The following is a 19,042-nucleotide window of genomic DNA, read 5'->3' as shown; positions in this document are numbered from 1 at the left end:
GGAATTATTTAAGGGCGTTGACGATGGTGGTGACGTTGTAGAGCAGGGCGCCTTCGTAGGTGCCTTTGTCATAGGTGGTGCCTTCAAATTGAAAGGTGTCGCCAGGGGTGCCGAGGGCGTCGGAGAAGAGTTCGCCACCGACTTTGGCTCCAGAGTCGCGACTGATGCGCTCGATGGTGGCGTGGGCAACGCTGGACTCGACGAAGATGGCTTTGACGCTGCGCTGTTTGATGAAGTCGACCATTTTGGCGACATCGGCGAGACCGGCTTCGGCGATGGTGCTGATGCCCTGGACGCCGACGACTTCGAATCCGAAGGCGCGACCGAAGTAATTGAAGGCGTCGTGACTGGTGATAAGCACGCGGTTGCTGGCGGGGATCTCGTTGACGAGGGTTTTGCAGCGATCAAAGACGGCTTGATAACGGGCTTTGAGGTCGGCTCCGCGCTGGCGGTAGTTTTCGGCGTGGGGGGCATCGGCTGCGGCGAGTCCGTTGACGACGACGTCGATGCAGGTGATCCAGAGTTCGGGGTCGAACCAGATGTGTGGATCAGGATGATCGTGATCGGCAGCGAGTTGTTTGTCGGCGGGCACGGTGGCTCCGAGTTCGTGGACGGCACCGCCATCGTTGCGGACTTGTTCAAAGAGTTCGCCCATGCGGCCTTCGAGGAGCAGGCCGTTGTAGAAGACGACTTTGGCTTCGCGCATTTTGCGGGCATCGGACGCGGAAGGTTTATACAGGTGGGGATCGACGCCAGCACCCATGAGCGGCATGAGGGCAATGTCTTCACCGCCAACTTCGCGCACCATGTCGGTGATCATGGTGGTGGTGGTGAGCACGGCGAGACGCGTGTCGGTGGACGCGGACTGGGGTCCGCAGGCGCTGAGCAGCAGGCCGAGAACGGCGGGAACGAAAAATCGCAAAGATTTCATATGCTAACAGTTTTAGGCTGGGCTAATTTTGTTTGCAAGCACTATTTTGCTTTCTGGTTGAAACCGGCGCGTGAGTGCGGGATGATGACGAACGTCGATTATGCCTGCCGCACGCAAAGAACGCTCACCCAACAGCCAGTCCCCGGCGATCGAGGATTATCTGGAGCAGATTCACAATCTCATTGAGAGCAAGGGCTATGCACGGGTGGTGGACATCGCGCAGAATTTGAAGATTTCGCAGGCCAGTGTGACGAACATGATTCAGAAGCTGGATGCGGAAGGGTATCTGAATTATGAGCGGTATCGCGGCGTAACCTTGACGCCGGAAGGCAAACGGGTCGGGCAGGCCATTGCGAGGCGGCATGATGTGCTGACGCGCCTGCTGGCGGGGTTCGGGCTAGATCCGGAGACGGTGCATCGTGATGTGGAAGGCATGGAGCATCACGTAAGCAAAAGCACGCTGCGGGTGTTGACGTTGATTGTGGAGGAGTTGGAGGGGAACGCGGAATTATTGAAGCGGCTCAAGCACAAGCTGGATGGGTGAACAGTGTAAGGGACGAGGCTGTGTGGCGTAAGTGAAGGATTTGGAACGCGAGGATTGTCGTGTTCGATGATCCAGGTATAACTGGCGCGATGCGTGCAAGATTAAACGAGATCAGCAAGCGGTTCGGCGGAACGGTGGCGCTGGATGAGCTGACTTTGGATTTGCCTGCGGGCAGTGTGGTGGCCGTTCTTGGATTGAATGGAGCAGGCAAGTCGACGTTGTTGAAGGTGATGGCCGGGGTGTCAGCTTTGGACGCAGGCACAGTGCTATATGACGGCGAGGTGTTTCATCGTGAACGGCTGGATTTGCGACGCAGGTTGTTGTTCACCTCGGAGTCACCAATGTTTTTTCCGGGGAAATCTGTGTTGCGCAATCTGGCGGTTTTTCTTGAGGTGTATGAGAAGAATGCTGCGGAGCGGGAGGAGCGAATTGTGGAATTGTTGCAGGAAACGGGCATGGCTGGATTGGTATTGAAGGAAGCGGGCACATTGTCTCGTGGTCAGGTTTGGAAGCTGGCTTTGGCTTGTGCGGTGGCGGTGCGTCCAGAGTTGTGGTTGGTGGATGAACCTTTTGCCTCGGGCATGGATGTGTTGGGGCTGGCGGCATTCAAACGGGTGGCCAGGAGTTTGGCGGATGAAGGTGGCCTGGTGATTTACACGACCCAACTGGCGGAGATGGCGGTGGGCTTTGCCGACTATATTTGTCTTTTGAATGAGGGTCGGGTGGCGTTGTGGGAGAGCAGTGAAAGTGTCAAAAGACGGTTGAAGGACGAGGGGGTGGAGGTCGCGGAACTGTTTCGCGGGATGCGGGAGGAGATCCCATGAACTGGTGGAATCCGGCGGTGGAACGACGTCTGAAAGAGGCCGTGTTGAGGGCGTTGGCGATCGAGCGGGAGTCGGGTCGTGGTGGAAAGTTGCAGCGTTCGCGCGGGGACTTTCGCAAGGTGACTGCACTCGCTGGCTTTTTGGCCATGCAGGTATTTTGGACGCTGGCCATGTTGAGTTTTTTGGGGTGGCATCAGCCGGAGCTGGCATCGTGGGATTGCCAGTTGGTCGTGGTGGGCTGGTGGTTCCTGTTCAGTGGTGGCCTGGTCGGCAACTTGCTGCAATTTCACTCATTCGCGTCTCCGGAGGCACGAATGTTGTGGACATTGCCAGCGGCTGGAGGGCGAATTTTGAGGTGGTCACGGGCAAGGGCATTGTGGAGGACCTGGCCGATTTTGCTGCGTGCATGCGTGGCTTGTTGGTGGCTCGGCGGAGCTTCGGAGGCGCTCGAATTGACGGAAGTGTTGTCGTGGCTGGTGCCGGGGGTGGTGATGGGCATGTTGACGGTGGCATGGCCTTTTGTTGAGGCGAGTGATTGGATGTGCCGGGTGAAGCTGGACCGCGTCTGGCATTGGCTGCGCATGGGGACGATTCCGGGCTTGGTGATCCTGTGGCTGTCGGTGGAGCACGGATGGTTTTGGCTGCCGATGGTGGAATGGTTGGAGCGATTGTCCCCGTGGCTGGTGTGGCTCATGCCCGCTTCATGGGTGGCGGGCATGTTGCAGCCGCATACGACAGCGTTTGGATGGTGGGGAATGCTGTTGACGATGGTGGTGGTGCTGGTGGGATTCCGCGGATGGTTGCGGTGGCCGATGACGGCGGCTCCGGCGTTTGATGAGTTGTGGCCGGATCATGACGCTGAGGACTTGGAGGCGCAGGCGGAGAAGGCTGAGGCAGTGCCTGATAGGGCGCTGATGAAGGAGCAGTTGAGAGGTGGAGAGGCGGCGCGTTTGTTGGAGGCGGGGTGGGTTGAGCGATGGGGTTTGAGTTGGTTAAATGCGCGGGACCGGGCAGTCTTTGCGGTGCTGGTGATGGTGCCGCCGAACTGGTCGCAGCGTTGGCGGAAGGCGGCCTTGGGTAGTCTGGGACTGGCCGTGATGCTGGCGGCGGTGCAGTTGCTTTCGCATCAAATCCCCCAAGAATATGTGGAGATGTTTTTTGTATGGGGCGGGATGATGGGGGCGGGCCTTCTGCTGGTTTTGGTGATGCCGTGGAGTGGTGGGGTGTCGGATGCGGTGATGGCGTGGCCGGCGGGGATAAAAAACATTCCGTTTCTCGCCGGGTTTCCAGTGGGAGCTTGGGATCTGTTAAGGATTTCTGTGAAGATTGTGTTGGTGCGGAGCATTGCGACGATGTTGCTGCTGCCATTGGGTGTGATCATGGTATGGTGGCTGAAGGATGGTGCGACGGCGCTGATCACTGCAAGCGTAGGGCTGAGAGTTTTGTTGTTGCTAATGGCGGTGCGACCGTTGTTGGTAATGCATCGGATGAGCACGGTGATGAAGTGTCATCGTGGGGGATGGGTGGCTTTGGGAACCTACATTTTCGCTGCCGTGGTAACATTAATTCTGGCTTTGGTGATGCTGGTATGTGCGGCGGCATTGCTAGGCTTTTCGGGAGTGATGGATGGGAAAGGCTGGCTGATCAGCGGAGGGCTGCTCGTGGTGTTCTTGCTTGCTGGATTAGGGGTTTTTGGATGCCATCAATGGCGCTTGCGTGGGCGGCAGGTTGACTATGAGGCACAGTGAAATGTGGTTGCAGAGTGTGGTGATCGATCTGATGAGGAGGAATGAAACCGTTGGCGATGCTGTTGTTCATATCCTCCATTGCTTTAGGAGAGGTGCCAGAGTTGGAGCTGCCTGATCTGGCCGCTGAATTGCATGCTCCGCTGCAGGCAGGAGAAAAGGCGGCGGCTGTGGTGGTGTTTGTTTCGCCTTATTGTCCGACTTCGAACAAGCTGGTGCCGGAGGTCAATGAGATCATCGCGGCGTATGGGGACAGGATTAAGTTCTCGCTCGTGCATGCGGATGTGGGGGTGAAATCGGAAGATGTGCAGCAGCATTTGGAGATGTTTGAGGTGAAGGTGCCGGTGTTACTGGATCGCGAGCAAAAGCTGGCGAAGGCGCTGGGTGTGGCCATCACGCCGGAGGTGGTGGTGATCAGCAAGGAGCGGATGGTGGTGTATCAGGGGAGGATCAATGATCTCTATTTGGCGGCCACGAAACGGCAGCGTCAGGCGACCGTGCATGATCTTCGTGTGGCGTTGGATGAGGTGCTGGCAGGCAAGCCGGTGACGGTGCCGCGCACGGAGGCGGTGGGTTGCAAACTCAGACAGGATTAACAGGATTTTCCCCAGCATGATGAAGACTGATTATGAGATTCGGCGGGCGGAGGTCCGGGATGGGGATGGATTGTTGAGTTTAATTTCTGGGCTGGCGGAGTATGAGAACTTGGAGCCGCCGGATGAGAAGGCCAGGCAGAGATTGCTGGAAGATGCGTTTGGCGAGGTGCCGAAGTTTGAGGCGTGGCTGGCTTTTGTGCCGGAGCGTGAGGAGGCGGTGGGGATGGTGGTTTTGTTGTCGACTTACTCGACGTTCCTGGCGAGGCCTTCGTTGTATATAGAGGATGTGTTTGTGTTTCCGGAATTTCGGGGGCGAGGGATTGGTGGGGCGTTGCTGAGAAAGGCGGTGGAACTGGCGCGAGAGCGAGGTTGTGGTCGGGTGGAGTGGACGGCGCTGGATTGGAATGTGAATGCGCAGAAGGTTTATGAGGAGAAGATGGGGGCACGTCACATGAAGGAATGGTTTCTTTACAGGATGACAGGAGTGGAGATGGATCGATTTCTTTCCGCAGGTGGCTGACAAGATCGGCCGCTTGGTGGCGTTTGATGAGGATGATGTATCTGCGCCTGCTGATCCTCGCTTTGCTGTTGGTTGTCACCGGAGGTCACGGTCATGCGGAGGAGGAAACCAAGGAGAGGCCGCTGTTCCGCGACTTTGTGGGGTTGTGTGGGCATACCGTCAACTTCAAGCCGGATTTGTATTGGCCGGTTTGCCGGGTGGTGAGGGACTATCATCCGGTGAAGTGGGATTTGGGGGAGGATTCCAGCAAGCTGCCGGAGTGGCCGTTTGCGAAGAACCGGGTGGACTGGTCGAAGATTTATGGATCGTGGCACGCGAAAGGTTTCAAGATCAGCGTGTGTCTGATGTTCGATGAGATGCATGAGGAGTGGAAGGATCTCGACAAGGATGCTTATGCTTATGCCAAGAGTTTTGCGGAGCATTTCGGACCGGGCGGCAAGTGGCCGTATGTGGAGACGGTGGAACTGGGCAATGAGCCGGGGCTTTATGACGACGCCAAGTATCGGAAGATTTTCGAGGCAATGTCGCGGGGGATTCGCGAGGGCAATCCGTTGATGAAGATCGCGACCTGCAACATTGAGGTGGGCGAGAGCAAAAGGTATTGGAAAGGGACGGGAGTATTGGCAGGGTTTGAGGATAAGTATGACGTGCTGCGCATCCATCGTTATGCGATTGCGGAGCAGTGGCCTGTGTGGCGGAGGAGTTATCCGGAAGATCCACAGGTGCCGTTTCTAAGTGCCATTCAAGAGTTGTTGCACTGGCGGGATGAACATGCGCCGGACAAGCCGGTTTGGGTATCGGAGTTTGGTTGGGACAGCAGCACGAAGAAGCCCGATCCAAAAGGCGAATGGTCGAAGTGGGTGGACAGCACGGATGAGGAACAGGCACGGTGGCTGGTGCGGTCGTTTTTGATTTTTGCGCGGATGGGGATCGACAAGGCCTTCGTGTATTTCTTCAATGATGAGGATGAGCCAAAGCTGCATGCGGCGTCGGGTTTGACGCGGAATTATCAGCCGAAGCCCGCCTATCATGCGGTGGCGTGGATGTTGGAGGCGTTGAAGGACTACCGGTTTTCAAAAGTGATCCGTGAGTCGTTGGAGGACGGGTATATTTATGAGTTTGCGCCGGAGAAAGATGGGGAGCCGGTGATCTTGGCGGTATGGCATGCGACGAAGGAGAATGAGGGGCACGAATTTGAGTGGGAAGAAGCAGGCAAGGTGCTGAAAGCGGAGCGGATGTCGGGCGAGGATGGCGAGGCGGTGGGGTTGTCTCCATCGATCAAAGGTTCAACGATGAAAATTGAGGGATGGGGGGCACCAGTGTTTGTGTGGATTCAGCGGTGACGGGGGGGGTGGTGGTCGACGAGAGCAGCCTGAAGACGATGAGGACATCGCCTCTCCTTGGTTAAGTGCGGCGTTGGGTTGGGAGCCAGTCTCCCTAGGGTGAAGACTGGGAGCGCGAGGGCTTACGGTGGCGGCGATAGCGCTCGTGGTGGCGGCGAGAGGAGTCGAGCCAGTTGACCGGTCATATTCTACTTTTGGATATGACGTCTCTGGGCATGCAAACCGACAAAGCTGTCAGCGAAGGCGGAATGCGACAGAAAAACTAGCATCGGCACGGTGAGAAACCCGTTGATAGGCGACAAAACTGTCGACTATAATGACCGTGGGCAACCAACGGAAAAGTGTCCGAATAACCAGTTCGCCCAACAACAGAGCCGCCCGTCAGTTCATGAAGGTCATCGTCGTTCACGCAGCAATCGCGATCTTCGCAGCATGCTCCATTTCTGGGGGCGAGCCTTCTGCCTATACAGCACGATTGCAGGCCTTTGTTCGCCAGGACTCGTCAAATGCACGAGATTTGAAGCTAACCGTGCTTCGATACTCGCCAGATCACCGAACCATTGTTGTCCGTTTTGAGAACCTATCACGTCGGCCAGTGAACTTGCTTCGTCCGCTGGATGGCTCCGAGTGGGGTTGGCATCTGCCGTTTTACGATGTTCAGATGACAGACTCAGCGGGGAAGTCAGTGCCCCTCGGAGGTCGTTGCGGCGTTTCGGGTCTCTACTCCGACGCCAAGTGGCCTGAGGACTATAGGTTTCAGATACTGCCGGGAGATGCCTGTGAGAGGCATGTTGATATTGCGCGAGAACATGAATTATCAGGGAAGTTCTCCGTTCGTTTCCGCTACACATACGACAGCACTGTTGCGTCGGCCAGCCGGGACTCTGGCATTCAGTATCCTCAGGATTTGTGGTCAGGCTCTACCGCTTCTGAGCCACTAGAGATAGTCATTCCTGAACCTGCACGATGAACACGACGACTGCGAGAACAGGGGTGAATAAGGCATTGGTGCCAACCCCCGGGGCTGCTCTGGCGGCCATGCTTTCCGGAACTTTAACCCGCCCTCCTGTCTCCATACTCACCCCAGCCTCGGCGGTCGGCACAGCTTGGACGTTCGCTGATAAATGAATACCGCTACCACCATATCTACCACCTTCATGATCTTCTTGATAGCATCTTCGGTTTTAGCCGAGGAGTGGTCAGTAATTGACGGAACGTCACCTTCTCAAAAGCAGGAGCTAGTAACCATTCCGATATTCGATACTGACCCACCCAACGGAACACCATTCCGAATCGCGCTCAGAGATGCATCGTCAAAGCAGATACTCGATTCGTTTCTTTGGGAAGGAGACATGGGCGATCCGAACGCTCACAAACAGAACAAGGCTTTTTGGTCACCCGGAGGGCGTTTCGTCGCGGTCTACATGCGCTCTGGAAGACTGTCTGCCACGACTGCGTATTTTATTGTTGAGCGTGGCAAGCTGATCCGTGTCACTCCTCCCGATGCCTGGCAAAATGTGCTGGGTAGATTCAAAGCCACCGAGGCCGGCCCGAATGGTGGGATTTCACCCGTAGCGTGGACGGATAGGAACCGCCTGAAAGTCGCAGTTATCGGTTCGGCAGAGGCTGAGAGTGGGCGAATTCCATTTCACTATCATGCGATGTTCAAGTTTAAAGGCGGCGATGGAGTTGTTCCGTGGATTCGTCTTGAGAGCGTCGAGTCAGCAAGAGACAACAGCGAACAAGGCGCGCCGTGACAACCCTGCAAGCCGTTCCGTTGATCGGTTTTATCGTGTCTTCACCACCGACTCCGTGATCGACACGAGCTCCCGCTGGTAGTGGTGCCTGCGCTTTACGTTCGCTGACAGACAATGGCCCTTCCCTCCTGCCGGATCCTAAACAGATCGACTTCCGCGCGAAATGCGCTAATTTAGCCTTCATGGGCACTCAATTTTTGACAGACGAGCAAGGGCACAAAGTTGCTGTCGTCATTCCTATTGCTGAATATGAGCATCTTTTGGAAGATGTTGCGGACCTTGCCGCGGTTGCTGAACGGCGGGACGAGGAGCGAATTTCCCTGCACAGCCTCAAACAACAACTCATTCAGGATGGCCTCCTATCGCGTTGAAGTAACCAGGTCAGCGAGCAAGGATATTCGTGGCATCGACAAGCAGTGGATACCAAAAATAGTTGCTGCCATTGAATCTTTGGGGTCTAATCCAAGACCTTCCGGCTGTAAAAATCTCGTTGGATCAGAACACACTTATCGGGTCAGGGTTGGCGACTACAGGATAATTTATGACATTCAAGATGACGTCTTGGTGGTCCTCGTGGTCAAGATTCGCCACCGCAAAGATGTCTATCGCTGAACTCAGATGGCGGGGGCGACCGCTCTGCGTTCCGCGCCTCACCTTTAACATTCGCATCAAAAGATGAAGAAACTATGTTTGATCTTCGGTGGAATTGTTCTGGTAGGCACTTTTGCATTCGCGTTTTTTCTGTGGGATTATGCAAGGATCAAGAGCTGGGGGGTTGATGTTGAATCGGTTGAGTGGCTCCCCACACAGGCTTCGAATATCACATTTATTTCTAGTGATATTAACAGGGTTGCTGAGTTCGACATCGATCAAGATTCTCTCCTGCAATGGTGTGATTCGATCGGGAAATCACTTGCCGCAGTCGCTGAAGATCAGACAGCCACGATCTGGCGTGTGAATCCGTTTCTAGATCGATTTGGAGTCACGAAAAACGGTTCATTCAATCACTCATCTTTAGTAGATGAGGAATTTGACCGTCATAGCAAACGGTTCACCACTGGCGACAAGTTTTTTGAAGACCGTTGGGCGAATGGTGGCGGTTATGTCATCGGATATGATGTCAGCGAGGGACGGGGATATTATCAATTTTCACACCACTGACGGACCCGGAATGTGAACAAAAACGGAGCCGGAAAACGATCGCATGCACCTTTCGGGCTGTCGACGCTCGCTGCTCTCAGGCGCTCAGTTCGAGTATTAGGGGGTCACAAACGCAGATGGACATTGAGTATTTTTCACAGCCAAACGTCCTTTTGATTGACGGGCACGAGCCGAAGGCGGTGGCGCTCTTGAGGGAGCAGTTGGCGGAGCTTGCACAAGGGCGTATCGGCAGTTTCGCGGTCCACAAGCTTCCGGGTTTTCGCTCGGTCGAGGGTAGCCAGTTGTTCGCAGAGCGAGATACATGGGATTCGGGTGTGCATCCCGATCCAAAACCACCAGTCTTTCGTTGTCGACTCACCCCTTTGACGTGGCAGAACATTGAAGTTTTGCTGGAGCCGTTAAGTGAAGGTGGCTACTTTGGATCAAGTCATCAGTTGCTTGACCATCATGGCGAGGTGCAGTTGATTATCGCGGGAGGACGAGGTTGGTGATCATTTCACCACACGGCTCAACTTCCAAATTAGCTTTGGTTTTGAAGTGACCGAAGCTGGGAGTAGTTGGGAAATAAAGGGACTGACAAATAGGAGATAATTAAGATGCGGCTCTACGACGCCATTGGGGAAATAAAGGGACTGACAAATAGGAGATAATTAAGATGCGGCTCTACGACGTCATTGGGAAAGACTACGCGAAGACACGACTGGCCGATGCCCGGATCGTTGGCGGACTTGATGAAGGTCTCGGTCTCGCCCATTCGTCCACCATCCTGGACGTGGGTGCAGGGACGGGCAAGTATTCGCGGGCATTGGCAGATTTGGGTTTCACCGTGCTCGCACTGGAACCCTCCGAGGTCATGCGTGGGCAGAGTTCATTGCATCCACGCGTCAGGATGATCGCCGCAGCTGCTGAGGATATCCCACTCCCATCGAACTCGGCCGATGGCGCAATCATGGTTCTTGCGCTGCACCATTTTTCAGATCGGAAGAAAGCCTTGGCGGAGATATTGCGTGTCATTGGCAACGGTCCGCTGGTGATTTTCAGTTTTCAGCCCCAGACATTAAACCGGTTTTGGCTCGCGGACTACTTTCCGACGCTTGGACGTGAGGGCGGTTCTTCGTTCTCCCATTTAGAAGATGTAGCGGAAGAGGTCCGCTTATTGACCGGTCGCACGGTGCGAGAGATTCCGTTCCTGCTGCCACGTGACTTGGAAGATCGATTTGCAGCGGCAGGATGGGCGGAGCCAGAAAGCTATCTCAGTCCTGCTGTCAGAAATGGCATATCGTCATTTGCCTTGATGGACCCAAAAGAAGTGAGTGACGGAATTGCTCGTCTGTCGGCTGACTTGGAATCGGGAACGTGGGATTCCCGGAATGGTTCACTGCGCCTCCAAGATCGGTTTGATGCGGGTTATCACTTCATTATTGCAGAGGCAGTGGCTGAAAATGAAGAGACGGATAGATAGCTAGGTTTGTGCCCGCTACAGCGAAAGTCGTCCTATTGTCTCCCGCCGAGGCGCAGCAGGCTGCGGCCACTACAGCGGCGGTAGGCCGCAGCAGTCCACGACGACTGCGTCGTAGGCTTTTAGTTTCCCGGTCCGATGGAAAGGTGAGCGAAAGTCCGGCGTCGGCGAAGTCCGATGAGGGACAGGCCGAGCAATATTAATAGGGCGCGGGTGGGTTCGGGGATGGCGACGATGGCGAGGAGGCCGGCGTCGGCGAAGCGGGAGGTGTCGATTTTTAAGGCGGGGTCTAGGGTTCCGCCGGTGATGGTGATGTTGTAAGTGGGGGTGCCGGTGAGGGCAAAGGTGGGGGCGTCGATGAGGTCGAAGACCATGCCTTCGACGAGGGTTAGGCCGGTGAAGTCGAGATTGAGATTGAGGACGACGTTGGGATCGGAGCTGAGGGTGTTGGTGACACTGATAAAATCGTTGGCGCCGGACTGGGCGGGATCGGCGAGGGTGGCGAGGGCGGCCTGGTTGGGGATGGTGGTGTTGGCGGCGGTGATTTTAAACAGGAGGGTGGCGCCGTCTTTGAGGGCGAGGTCGGCGAGGGTGAGGGAGCCGACACTGGTGCCGCCGTTGTCGCCGGGACTGAGGGTGCCGGCGAGGGTGGTGAGGGCGTTGATGGTGCCGGTGCCGGAGAGGATGGCGGGGGTTTCGACGGTGGTGGCGCTGGTGCTGGAGCCGATGCTGGTGTTGCCGACTTGGAAGTTGCCGTTCACGAGGGTGGTGGGGCCGGAGTAGGAGTTGGAGCCGGTGAGCACAACGCGACCGTTTTTGATGGTGCCATTGAGGTGGTTGAGCGTGAAGCCGCCGTTGCCGGTGATGGGGGTGTTGAAGGTGAGAATGGTGTTGTCGGCGATGTCACCGCTGGTGGTGCCACCGGTAAAAGCGACGGGGCCGCTGAGGGTGTTGTTTTGGTTGAGAACACGGACGGTGGAGCCGTCGTTGAAGTTGAGGGTCTCGGTGAGGTTGAGGCTGGTGCCGCTGCCGCTGGCGCCACCGGGATCGAGGACGAGGCTGCCGTTGACTTCGGTGCGGCTGGCAAGACCGGTGGCACCGAGGACGTTGTTGTTGCGAAGGTAGGCGGAGGCGCCTGCGGCGATGGTGGTGACGCCGGTGTAGTCGTTGTCGTTGTTGGAGAGGGCGACGTAGGAGGAACCGGTGATGGCGAGGGGTCCGTCGCCACTGATTTTGCCGCCGACCCGGTAGGCGGTTGGGGCGGAGAGGGCACCGCCGTTGGCAGTGAGGGTGAAGCCGCGGGTGATGGCGTTGGCTCCGCCGTTGTAGCTGAAGGCACCGCCGTCGAGGATGATGTTGTTGGTGCTGGTGCCGAGGGGGCCGGAGGGGAGGAGGGAGTTGACGCTGAGGGTGCCGGCGCTGATGGTGATGTCACCAGCGAAGGTGTTGATGCCGCTGAGGATGAGGGTGCTGCTGCCGGTTTTGGTGAAGCCTGCGGGTCCGCTGAGTTGACCGGCAGCGATGGTGAGATTGGTGCCGTCGGTGTTAATGATTGCGTTGCCCGCGAGGGTGACGAGGTTGGTGAGTGAGTTGTTGGATCCACGGTTCCTGATGATGCCACCCGACTGAACCGTGATGAACTCCGCCACGGCAATGCTGCCGCCCGCTCCGTTGCCGCCGTTGGGGTTCAAATCGAGGGTGCCGCCGTTGTTGATGATGGTGTGGCTGTCGGCATCGACTTCGCCAAGGACGCTGGCTCTGCGGACTTCGAGGAACGAGCCGTTGTTGATGGTGATGACGCCGGAGAAGTTGTTGAGCTCGTTGGTGAGGGCGACGTAGCCTGCGCCGCTGAGGTTGAGAGGGCCGGTGCCGACGATGACGCCATCCATGCGGATACCGCTGTTGAGGACCGTGGAAAGGGTGCCGCCCAAGGCGTTGAGGGTGAAACCGCGATCGGTGCCGACGGCGGAGCCTCCGGTGAATTCGAGGGTGCCGCCGTTGAAAACGAGGTTGGTAGAATCGCTGGTGGAAGATCCGAGAGAACTGGTGGATCCGCCAAGGGGAAGGGAGGAGACTTGCAGCAGGGCGTTCTGATTGATGGTGGTGACGCCGGTGAAGTTGCTGGCGCCGTTGGTGAAGGCAATGCTGCTGTTCTCGGTGATGGTGAGATTGCCTGCGCCAGTGATGACTCCGCCGAAGGTGGCCTTGATGCCGGCATTGGTTTTTAAGGTGCTGGTATTGGTGTTGAGAGTGAAGCCGCGATTGGTGCTGCCGTTGGCAGCGCCGGTGTAGTGGAGCGTGCCGCCATTAAAGACGAGGTTGCTGGAGGCGGTGGAGGAGGCTCCGAGCGAGCTGGCGACGCCGGCGTTGGCGAGGATGGCGGCTTCAAGGGTGCCGGCATTGATGGTGGTGATGCCGGTGTGGGTGTTTGCTCCGTTGAGGGTGAGGGTGAAGGCACCTTCTTTCTGAATGTTGGGGATGCCGACCTGGCTGATGATGCCGTTGACGATGATGTTGCCGGCGGCGGTGTTGAAGAGAAGGGCGCTGGTGAAATCGCCGCGGGCGATGAGGTTGAGGTCGATGGTTTGAGTGTTGACGGAGTTGTTGGTGATGTCGGCGGTGTCAGTATTGCTGGCGGAGGTGCCGAGCATGTCGAGCAGGGTGCCGGTGAGGGTGTAGGCTCCGGCTCCGGCGGCGAAGGTGATGTCGTCGATATTGACGCCAGCAGATACCGGAGTGATGTCGTTGTTGGAGGTCTGGTTGTTGGCGTTGGAGAAAGTCAGGATGCGGAAGGGGCCGTTGTCGGGGCTCGGAATGCTGCCGCCTGCCCAGTTGGCGGGGTCGCTCCAGTTGCCGCCTGCGGAGCCGATCCAATTGTGGGATTGGGCGTGGGCCAGCGGTGGGAGGACAACGACGAGAATCGAAAGCAGGAAAAAAAGGGGGCGTGTGGGCATGGCGGAGGAGGAAAAGCGTCGATGGCAATTGTCTTGAACGGTGGGGTTTGACACATTTGTGCGGAGATTTTTTGATGCGGGAGGCTGACTTGGGTGAAGTGTCTTCGTAGTCCTTGTTGAGATGATCGGCGTGGAAACAAAAAAAGGGATCCATCGGCTGATGGATCCCTTGTAATACTGAAGGGGCGATCTGGAGATCGCCCTTCCTTGGTGTCTGAGATTAGACGTGGATGGCGTGGCCGGCACCGACTTCGGCGGCTTCTTTGATCATCTCGCTCAGGGTGGGGTGGGCGTGGATGGTGTTTTCGATTTCTTCGATGGTGGTCTCAAGCGTGATGCCGAGGCTGAGTTCGGCGAGGAGTTCGGTGGCTTCGGCTCCGATGAGGTGGGCTCCGAGGATTTCGCCGTGGGGTTCACCGATGATGAGCTTCACAAAACCTTCGCTTTCGCCGATGGCGCGGGCTTTGCCGCTGGCGGAGTAGGGGAATTTGCCGACTTTGAACTTCAGGCCTTTTTCCTGGGCGGCGCGTTCGGTGAGTCCAATGCTGGCGACTTGCGGATGGCAGTAGGTGCAACCGGGGAAGATGCCGACTTTCTTGGGCTTGTGTTTGGTGAACATGCCTTCGACGGCTTGCAGGGCTTCGTAGGTGGCGACGTGGGCGAGCCAGGGGGGGCCGATGATGTCGCCGGCGGCGTAGATGCCGGGGATGCTGGTTTCGTAGTTGTCGTTGACCTTGAGATAGCCGCGGTCGGTGAGGTCGAGCTTGAGGTCGCCGCCGGGAAGGAGGGGCTGGACGCCGATGGCGATGAGGACGAGGTCGGCTTCGAGGACTTTTTCAGCGCCTTTGTCGTCGGCAACGGTGATTTTGACGCCCTTGTCGTTGGCTTCGGTCTTGACGGTTTTGTGATTGGTGAGGATCTCGATGCCCTGCTTTTTGAGGGATTTTTCGAGGAGTTGGGAGACTTCGGTGTCTTCAACCGGGAGGATGTTGGGCATCATCTCGACGATGGTGACCTTGCTGCCGAAGTCGTTCCAGACGGAGGCGAATTCAACGCCGATGGCACCGGCACCGATGACGATGGCGGTTTTGGGCTGGGTTTTGAGGACGAGGGCGTCTTTGGAACCGACGACGGTGGTGCCGTTGAAGGGAAGGTCGGGGAAGGGGCGGGTGACGACGCCGGTGGCGATGAGGATTTTTTTGGCAGGGTATTCGGTTTCCTTGCCTTCGGCGTCTTTGACGGTGACGACGCCGGCTTTGTCGATGCGGGCTTCGCCGCGGATGTCATCGATCTTGTTCTTTTTGAAGAGGAATGCGACACCGGCGGAGCCTTTTTCGGAGACGGTGCGGGAGCGTTTGATGATTTTTTCCCAGTCGTGCGAGAGGCCTTCCACCGTGATGCCAGAGGCGGCAGTGTGGTTTTTGATGTTGTTGTAGAGATTGGCGTCGTGGAGGAGGGCCTTGGTGGGGATGCAGCCCCAGTTGTTGCAGGTGCCGCCGCCGCGTTCCTTGTCGATGCAGGCAACTTTTTGACCGAGCTGGGCGGCTTTAATGGCGGCGACGTATCCGGCGGGACCGGCTCCAATGACAATGAGATCGTGGGACATCTGGGAAAGGATAAAGGATAAGGGATAAAGGCTAAAGACTGACCGGGCTGACCTTTTAAAAGGCTAAAGGATAAAGGCGAAGGGCTAAAGACTGACAGAATTATACCAGCATGAGGGCGGGGTTTTCGAGGAGTTTGCGGAGTTCGGCGAGGAAGGTGGCGGCGACGGCTCCGTCGACGACGCGGTGGTCGGCGCTGATGCCGATCCACATGCGCTGCCCGGCGACGATGTTGCCTTTTTCATCGACCACTGGGGTGTTGCGCACGCTGCCGACGCTGATGATGGCAGCCTGGGGCGGGTTGATGATGGCGGAGAAAGTGTCGATGCCGTAGGCGCCGAGGTTGGAGACGGTGATGGTGCCGCCAGCGAATTCGTCGGGGCTGAGTTTTTTGTTTTTGGCGCGTCCGGCCATGTCTTTGACGGACTGGCTGATTTCGAGAAGCGTTTTGGTTTCGGCGGCGCGGATAACCGGGGTGACGAGGCCATCAGGGACGGCGATGGCGACGCTGAGGTTGACGTTTTTGAACTGGACGATGGCGTCACCGTCGAACGAGGCGTTGACGGCGGGGACGGCGACGGCGGAACGGATGACGGCGCGCAGGATGAAGTCGTTGACGGAGTATTTGTTGCCGTTGAGTTTTTCGGAGGAGTCGTTGACGTGTTTGCGGAAGGCCATCAACGGGGCGGCGTCCACTTCGATGTTGAGGTAGAAGTGGGGGATCTGCGTTTTCGAAGCGTAAAGGCGTTCGGCGATGATGGTGCGCATGCCGGTGAGGGGGATGCGCTGGTCGTCTGGTCCGGCGACGGGGCGGATGGTTTGTGCGGGTTTCGCGGGAGCACCGCTGCCGCTGCCGGAGCCGCCACCGGTGGGAGCGTTGTCGAGGTCGGCGGCGAGGATGCGTCCGCCGGGGCCGGTGCCTTCGAGGGTGGAAAGGTCGATGCCTTTGGATTCGGCGATTTTGCGGGCGAGAGGGGAGGCTTTGACACGGACGCCGTTTTTGCTGGCGGCGGCGGCGCGGGATTTTGCCTTGGGAGCGCTGGGAGGAAGGACGCCGCTGAAGGCTGCTTTTTTGCCGGAGGTGTCTTTGTCTTTGTCCTGGGCTTTGGCTTTGGAGTCTTTCTTGGGGGCGGCGGCCGAGGCGTTTTCGGCGAGGTAGGAGTCGAGATCAGCAGGGGCTTCTTCACCGTCAGCCAGCAGGACGAGCATGGGGCCGCCCAGGGTGACTTTGCTGCCTTCGGCGATGAGGATTTTGTGGACGGTGCCTCCATCGAAGGCTTCCATTTCCATGGTGGCTTTGTCGGTTTCCACGTCGGCGATGACTTTGCCGAGTTCGATGGAATCGCCTTCCTTGATGTGCCACTTGACGAGGGTTCCCTCAGTCATGGTGTCACTGAGTTTGGGCATGTTGATGAGCTTGGGCATGGCTAGGGCAGGAGTAGGGAGAGAAATTGAAGCGGTCACTTTAGAAAGAGACGGCGCTTTGTCGAGAGTAATGCTTGGGGAAAGCTCGCACGAAGCTGCGCCGAGACACGTCTTTGGGCGGCAGCTCGACCTAGTCCAAACCGGATCGGGAGGGGGTGGCGGTCGGTGGGAAGGCTTTTCAGCGAGGCGGAGGAATGAGCGAGGGGTCGCTTGAAGAGATGAATTCTGCAGGCTGGCTGGACGCGATCCATTGGGCCGCCAGGTGGGACAGTTCGTCGGCGGTTTTGAGGGCGAGCTTCTCTTTAATGTGAGCGCGATGCGTTTCGATGGTTTTGACGCTGAGGTGGAGGGATTCAGCGATCTCGCGGGTGCTGAGGCGTTTGCCGATGAGTTCAAATACCTCCATTTCGCGGTCGGACAGATGGCTGAACTGGGAGCCGAATTCGGTGCCGCCGGGGCTGTGAACGGCTTGAAGGATGAGGGTTTTGTTGAGTCGAGCGCTGAGGTAGAATTCGCCGGAGAGGATTTTTTGCAGGGCGAGGACGATGGATTGATGGGCTTCGTCCTTCATGACATAACCTTTGGCCCCAGCGCGAATGACACGGAGGGCGTATTCGGCTTCTTCATGCATGGAGAGGACGAGGATCAGCAGACGTGGCTGCTCGGCGATGATGCTTTTGATAAGTTCGAGGCCGTTGGGGCCGGGCATGGTGATGTCGGTGATGAGGATGTCGGGAGTTAGCTGCCGGGCGAGTTCGAGTCCCGCGGTGGCGGTTTCGGCTTCACCACAGACATGAAAAGATGGATCGGCGTTAAGAATGAGAGTGACCCCGTGTCGGAAGACGGGATGATCGTCGACAATGAGCACACGCTTTTTTGAGGGGGAATTTGAGGGAGTCTCGTTCATGCCAGGTGAGGGGAATCGGTTTTCGTGGCGGGCTTGTGTGCATCGGTTGGGTGTTGTTTTTCGTGGGTGGTGGTTTGACCCTGAGGCGCTTGGCAGGGTTTTGCCCTACCTGCGGATGTGGCTTGGAGATCGAATCAGCTTTTATGAAAACAAAAACTTTCGCATTTAGCGCTTTGATCGCGATGGGCATGACTCAAGCGATGCCACTGTTGGCACAGACCAGTTCGCCCGGTGGTGTGACGACAGCCAATGGGTTCGTAATTCGCAACAATCAGATTTACCAACTTCGCAACGGTCAGGCGACTCCGCTGGATCGCGAGATGACGATGAGCATCAAGCCGAGTGGTGAAATCACCGGCTTTGATGGTCAGACGCGGCGAATGACGGAAAACACCGTGCTGACGCTGGACGGTCGGATTGTTCCTGCGCCGCCGGGGGTGGTTTTTGCAACCCCTCAACCGACTCCCGGTGCGGCGGAGAATGATCGGTTTTCGGAATCGAGATCGAGCCAGCCAGCAGTCACGGGAGAAAATGTTTCCGGATTGGCTCCCGGCACTCCGGGGATGAGATCGAATTCGTCGGCGAGTGGAGCGGCAAGCACGGGCACGACTGAGAACGGCACAACCGGAACAGCCGTAGAGGGCACTTCGACTCCGATGGAGCGTAGCGATCGAACCGGGGGTCAGACGAATTCCGATGCGGTGAATGCGGGCATCATTGATCCCGTGACGGGACTGCCTTTCCAGAACTCTGGGAATCGCAATGCGAATAGTGCCAACGTTCCAAATGGTAATCAGGGCAATAGCACCAACGGTAATAATGCCGACCGTAATCAACAACAGCAACAGCAGGGGATGAACAACAACAGTGGCGGATCGGATGCAAACATGCCTGCCAACAACAACGGGGCCAATGGCAACAATTCGGCTCGACCAACCGGTGGGAGCGGTCCTGAAAGCCGGCCGAACAGCAGCAATGCAAGAAGCACCGGAACGGGTCCAGAGAGTCGTCCAAACAGTAGCAATGCTACCGGCGGATCGAATTCATCCAGCTCAGGTGCCAATCGTAGCGGAAACTCGGGTTCTTCAGGTTCCACTGGTTCCGGCTCCGGTTCGAGTGGCGGCTCGAGCTCAAGTTCTGGCACGAGTGGTGGTTCGAGTTCAGGCGGCGGCAGCAGTAGTGGCGGCAGCAGTGGCGGTGGCGGTGGCAGTGGCGGCGGTGCTGCGCGATAATTCGCTGAGACAGGTGAATTTCTCGCTTTAAGTTCCTGAT

Annotated in this window: 18 protein-coding genes; 13 read left to right on the top strand and 5 right to left on the bottom strand. The window is 57.3% G+C overall.

Annotated elements, in window-relative coordinates; genetic code table 11:
• Positions 1–4 precede the first annotated feature (4 nt).
• Positions 5–931 carry a metal ABC transporter solute-binding protein, Zn/Mn family gene (locus FEM03_RS09165; RefSeq protein WP_138085905.1) on the bottom strand — a complete coding sequence of 309 codons (927 nt, stop codon included), beginning with the start codon at positions 929–931 and terminating at the stop codon, positions 5–7.
• A 100-nt stretch (positions 932–1,031) separates the two neighbouring features.
• Here FEM03_RS09165 and mntR point away from each other — a divergent pair, with 100 nt between their 5' ends.
• The 12 genes from mntR to FEM03_RS09105 all read left to right on the top strand — a co-directional run bounded on the left by mntR (position 1,032) and on the right by FEM03_RS09105 (position 10,883).
• On the top strand, positions 1,032–1,475 hold the full coding sequence (gene mntR / locus FEM03_RS09160) for a transcriptional regulator MntR (protein ID WP_138085904.1): 444 nt from the start codon (positions 1,032–1,034) through the stop codon (positions 1,473–1,475).
• An 89-nt stretch (positions 1,476–1,564) separates the two neighbouring features.
• Positions 1,565–2,299: an ATP-binding cassette domain-containing protein gene (locus FEM03_RS09155; RefSeq protein ID WP_138085903.1), complete on the top strand. Its 735-nt coding sequence runs from the start codon at positions 1,565–1,567 to the stop codon at positions 2,297–2,299.
• The gene (locus FEM03_RS09150) at positions 2,296–4,047 is read left to right on the top strand and encodes a hypothetical protein (RefSeq protein WP_138085902.1); all 1,752 of its coding nucleotides are present in this window, start codon (positions 2,296–2,298) and stop codon (positions 4,045–4,047) included. The genes FEM03_RS09155 and FEM03_RS09150 overlap by 4 nt, the downstream gene beginning before the upstream one ends.
• A 41-nt stretch (positions 4,048–4,088) precedes the next feature.
• Entirely contained in the window at positions 4,089–4,640 is a 552-nt protein-coding gene (locus tag FEM03_RS09145) for a redoxin family protein (RefSeq protein ID WP_138085901.1), read from the top strand.
• Between the two features lie 16 nt (positions 4,641–4,656).
• Positions 4,657–5,160 carry a GNAT family N-acetyltransferase gene (locus tag FEM03_RS09140; RefSeq protein WP_138085900.1) on the top strand — a complete coding sequence of 168 codons (504 nt, stop codon included), beginning with the start codon at positions 4,657–4,659 and terminating at the stop codon, positions 5,158–5,160.
• A gap of 32 nt (positions 5,161–5,192) precedes the next feature.
• A complete protein-coding gene (locus tag FEM03_RS09135) occupies positions 5,193–6,503 on the top strand; it encodes a hypothetical protein (RefSeq protein WP_138085899.1) in 1,311 nt (436 codons plus the stop codon).
• A 1,124-nt stretch (positions 6,504–7,627) separates the two neighbouring features.
• The gene (locus tag FEM03_RS09130) at positions 7,628–8,260 is read left to right on the top strand and encodes a hypothetical protein (protein ID WP_138085898.1); all 633 of its coding nucleotides are present in this window, start codon (positions 7,628–7,630) and stop codon (positions 8,258–8,260) included.
• Between the two features lie 182 nt (positions 8,261–8,442).
• Positions 8,443–8,631, top strand: coding sequence for a hypothetical protein (locus tag FEM03_RS09125; RefSeq protein ID WP_138085897.1), 189 nt, complete (start codon positions 8,443–8,445; stop codon positions 8,629–8,631).
• Positions 8,612–8,872, top strand: a complete 261-nt coding sequence (locus FEM03_RS09120) for a type II toxin-antitoxin system RelE family toxin (RefSeq protein ID WP_138085896.1) — start codon at positions 8,612–8,614, stop codon at positions 8,870–8,872. The genes FEM03_RS09125 and FEM03_RS09120 overlap by 20 nt, the downstream gene beginning before the upstream one ends.
• Before the next feature lie 63 nt (positions 8,873–8,935).
• Positions 8,936–9,421, top strand: a complete 486-nt coding sequence (locus FEM03_RS09115) for a hypothetical protein (RefSeq protein ID WP_138085895.1) — start codon at positions 8,936–8,938, stop codon at positions 9,419–9,421.
• Between the two features lie 116 nt (positions 9,422–9,537).
• On the top strand, positions 9,538–9,912 hold the full coding sequence (locus tag FEM03_RS09110) for a hypothetical protein (protein ID WP_138085894.1): 375 nt from the start codon (positions 9,538–9,540) through the stop codon (positions 9,910–9,912).
• A gap of 164 nt (positions 9,913–10,076) precedes the next feature.
• Positions 10,077–10,883 carry a class I SAM-dependent methyltransferase gene (locus FEM03_RS09105; RefSeq protein WP_138085893.1) on the top strand — a complete coding sequence of 269 codons (807 nt, stop codon included), beginning with the start codon at positions 10,077–10,079 and terminating at the stop codon, positions 10,881–10,883.
• A gap of 119 nt (positions 10,884–11,002) precedes the next feature.
• Here the strand turns inward: FEM03_RS09105 and FEM03_RS09100 are convergent, their stop codons facing one another.
• The 4 genes from FEM03_RS09100 to FEM03_RS09085 all read right to left on the bottom strand — a co-directional run bounded on the left by FEM03_RS09100 (position 11,003) and on the right by FEM03_RS09085 (position 17,770).
• Positions 11,003–13,834, bottom strand: coding sequence for a beta strand repeat-containing protein (locus FEM03_RS09100; RefSeq protein WP_138085892.1), 2,832 nt, complete (start codon positions 13,832–13,834; stop codon positions 11,003–11,005).
• 220 nt (positions 13,835–14,054) lie between these two features.
• On the bottom strand, positions 14,055–15,440 hold the full coding sequence (lpdA, locus tag FEM03_RS09095) for a dihydrolipoyl dehydrogenase (RefSeq protein WP_138085891.1): 1,386 nt from the start codon (positions 15,438–15,440) through the stop codon (positions 14,055–14,057).
• Between the two features lie 100 nt (positions 15,441–15,540).
• On the bottom strand, positions 15,541–16,863 hold the full coding sequence (locus FEM03_RS09090; RefSeq protein WP_138085890.1) for a pyruvate dehydrogenase complex dihydrolipoamide acetyltransferase: 1,323 nt from the start codon (positions 16,861–16,863) through the stop codon (positions 15,541–15,543).
• A gap of 178 nt (positions 16,864–17,041) precedes the next feature.
• Positions 17,042–17,770 carry a response regulator gene (locus tag FEM03_RS09085; protein ID WP_138085889.1) on the bottom strand — a complete coding sequence of 243 codons (729 nt, stop codon included), beginning with the start codon at positions 17,768–17,770 and terminating at the stop codon, positions 17,042–17,044.
• A 200-nt stretch (positions 17,771–17,970) separates the two neighbouring features.
• On the opposite strand from FEM03_RS09085, the gene FEM03_RS25560 reads away from it, so the two are divergent.
• On the top strand, positions 17,971–19,002 hold the full coding sequence (locus tag FEM03_RS25560) for a DUF6799 domain-containing protein (RefSeq protein WP_138085888.1): 1,032 nt from the start codon (positions 17,971–17,973) through the stop codon (positions 19,000–19,002).
• Positions 19,003–19,042 lie beyond the last annotated feature (40 nt).

The organism is Phragmitibacter flavus (assembly GCF_005780165.1).
GTDB classification, from domain to species: domain Bacteria; phylum Verrucomicrobiota; class Verrucomicrobiia; order Verrucomicrobiales; family Verrucomicrobiaceae; genus Phragmitibacter; species Phragmitibacter flavus.
Note: the sequence above shows the minus strand (reverse complement) of the source record. Positions and strands in the feature narration are given on the sequence as shown.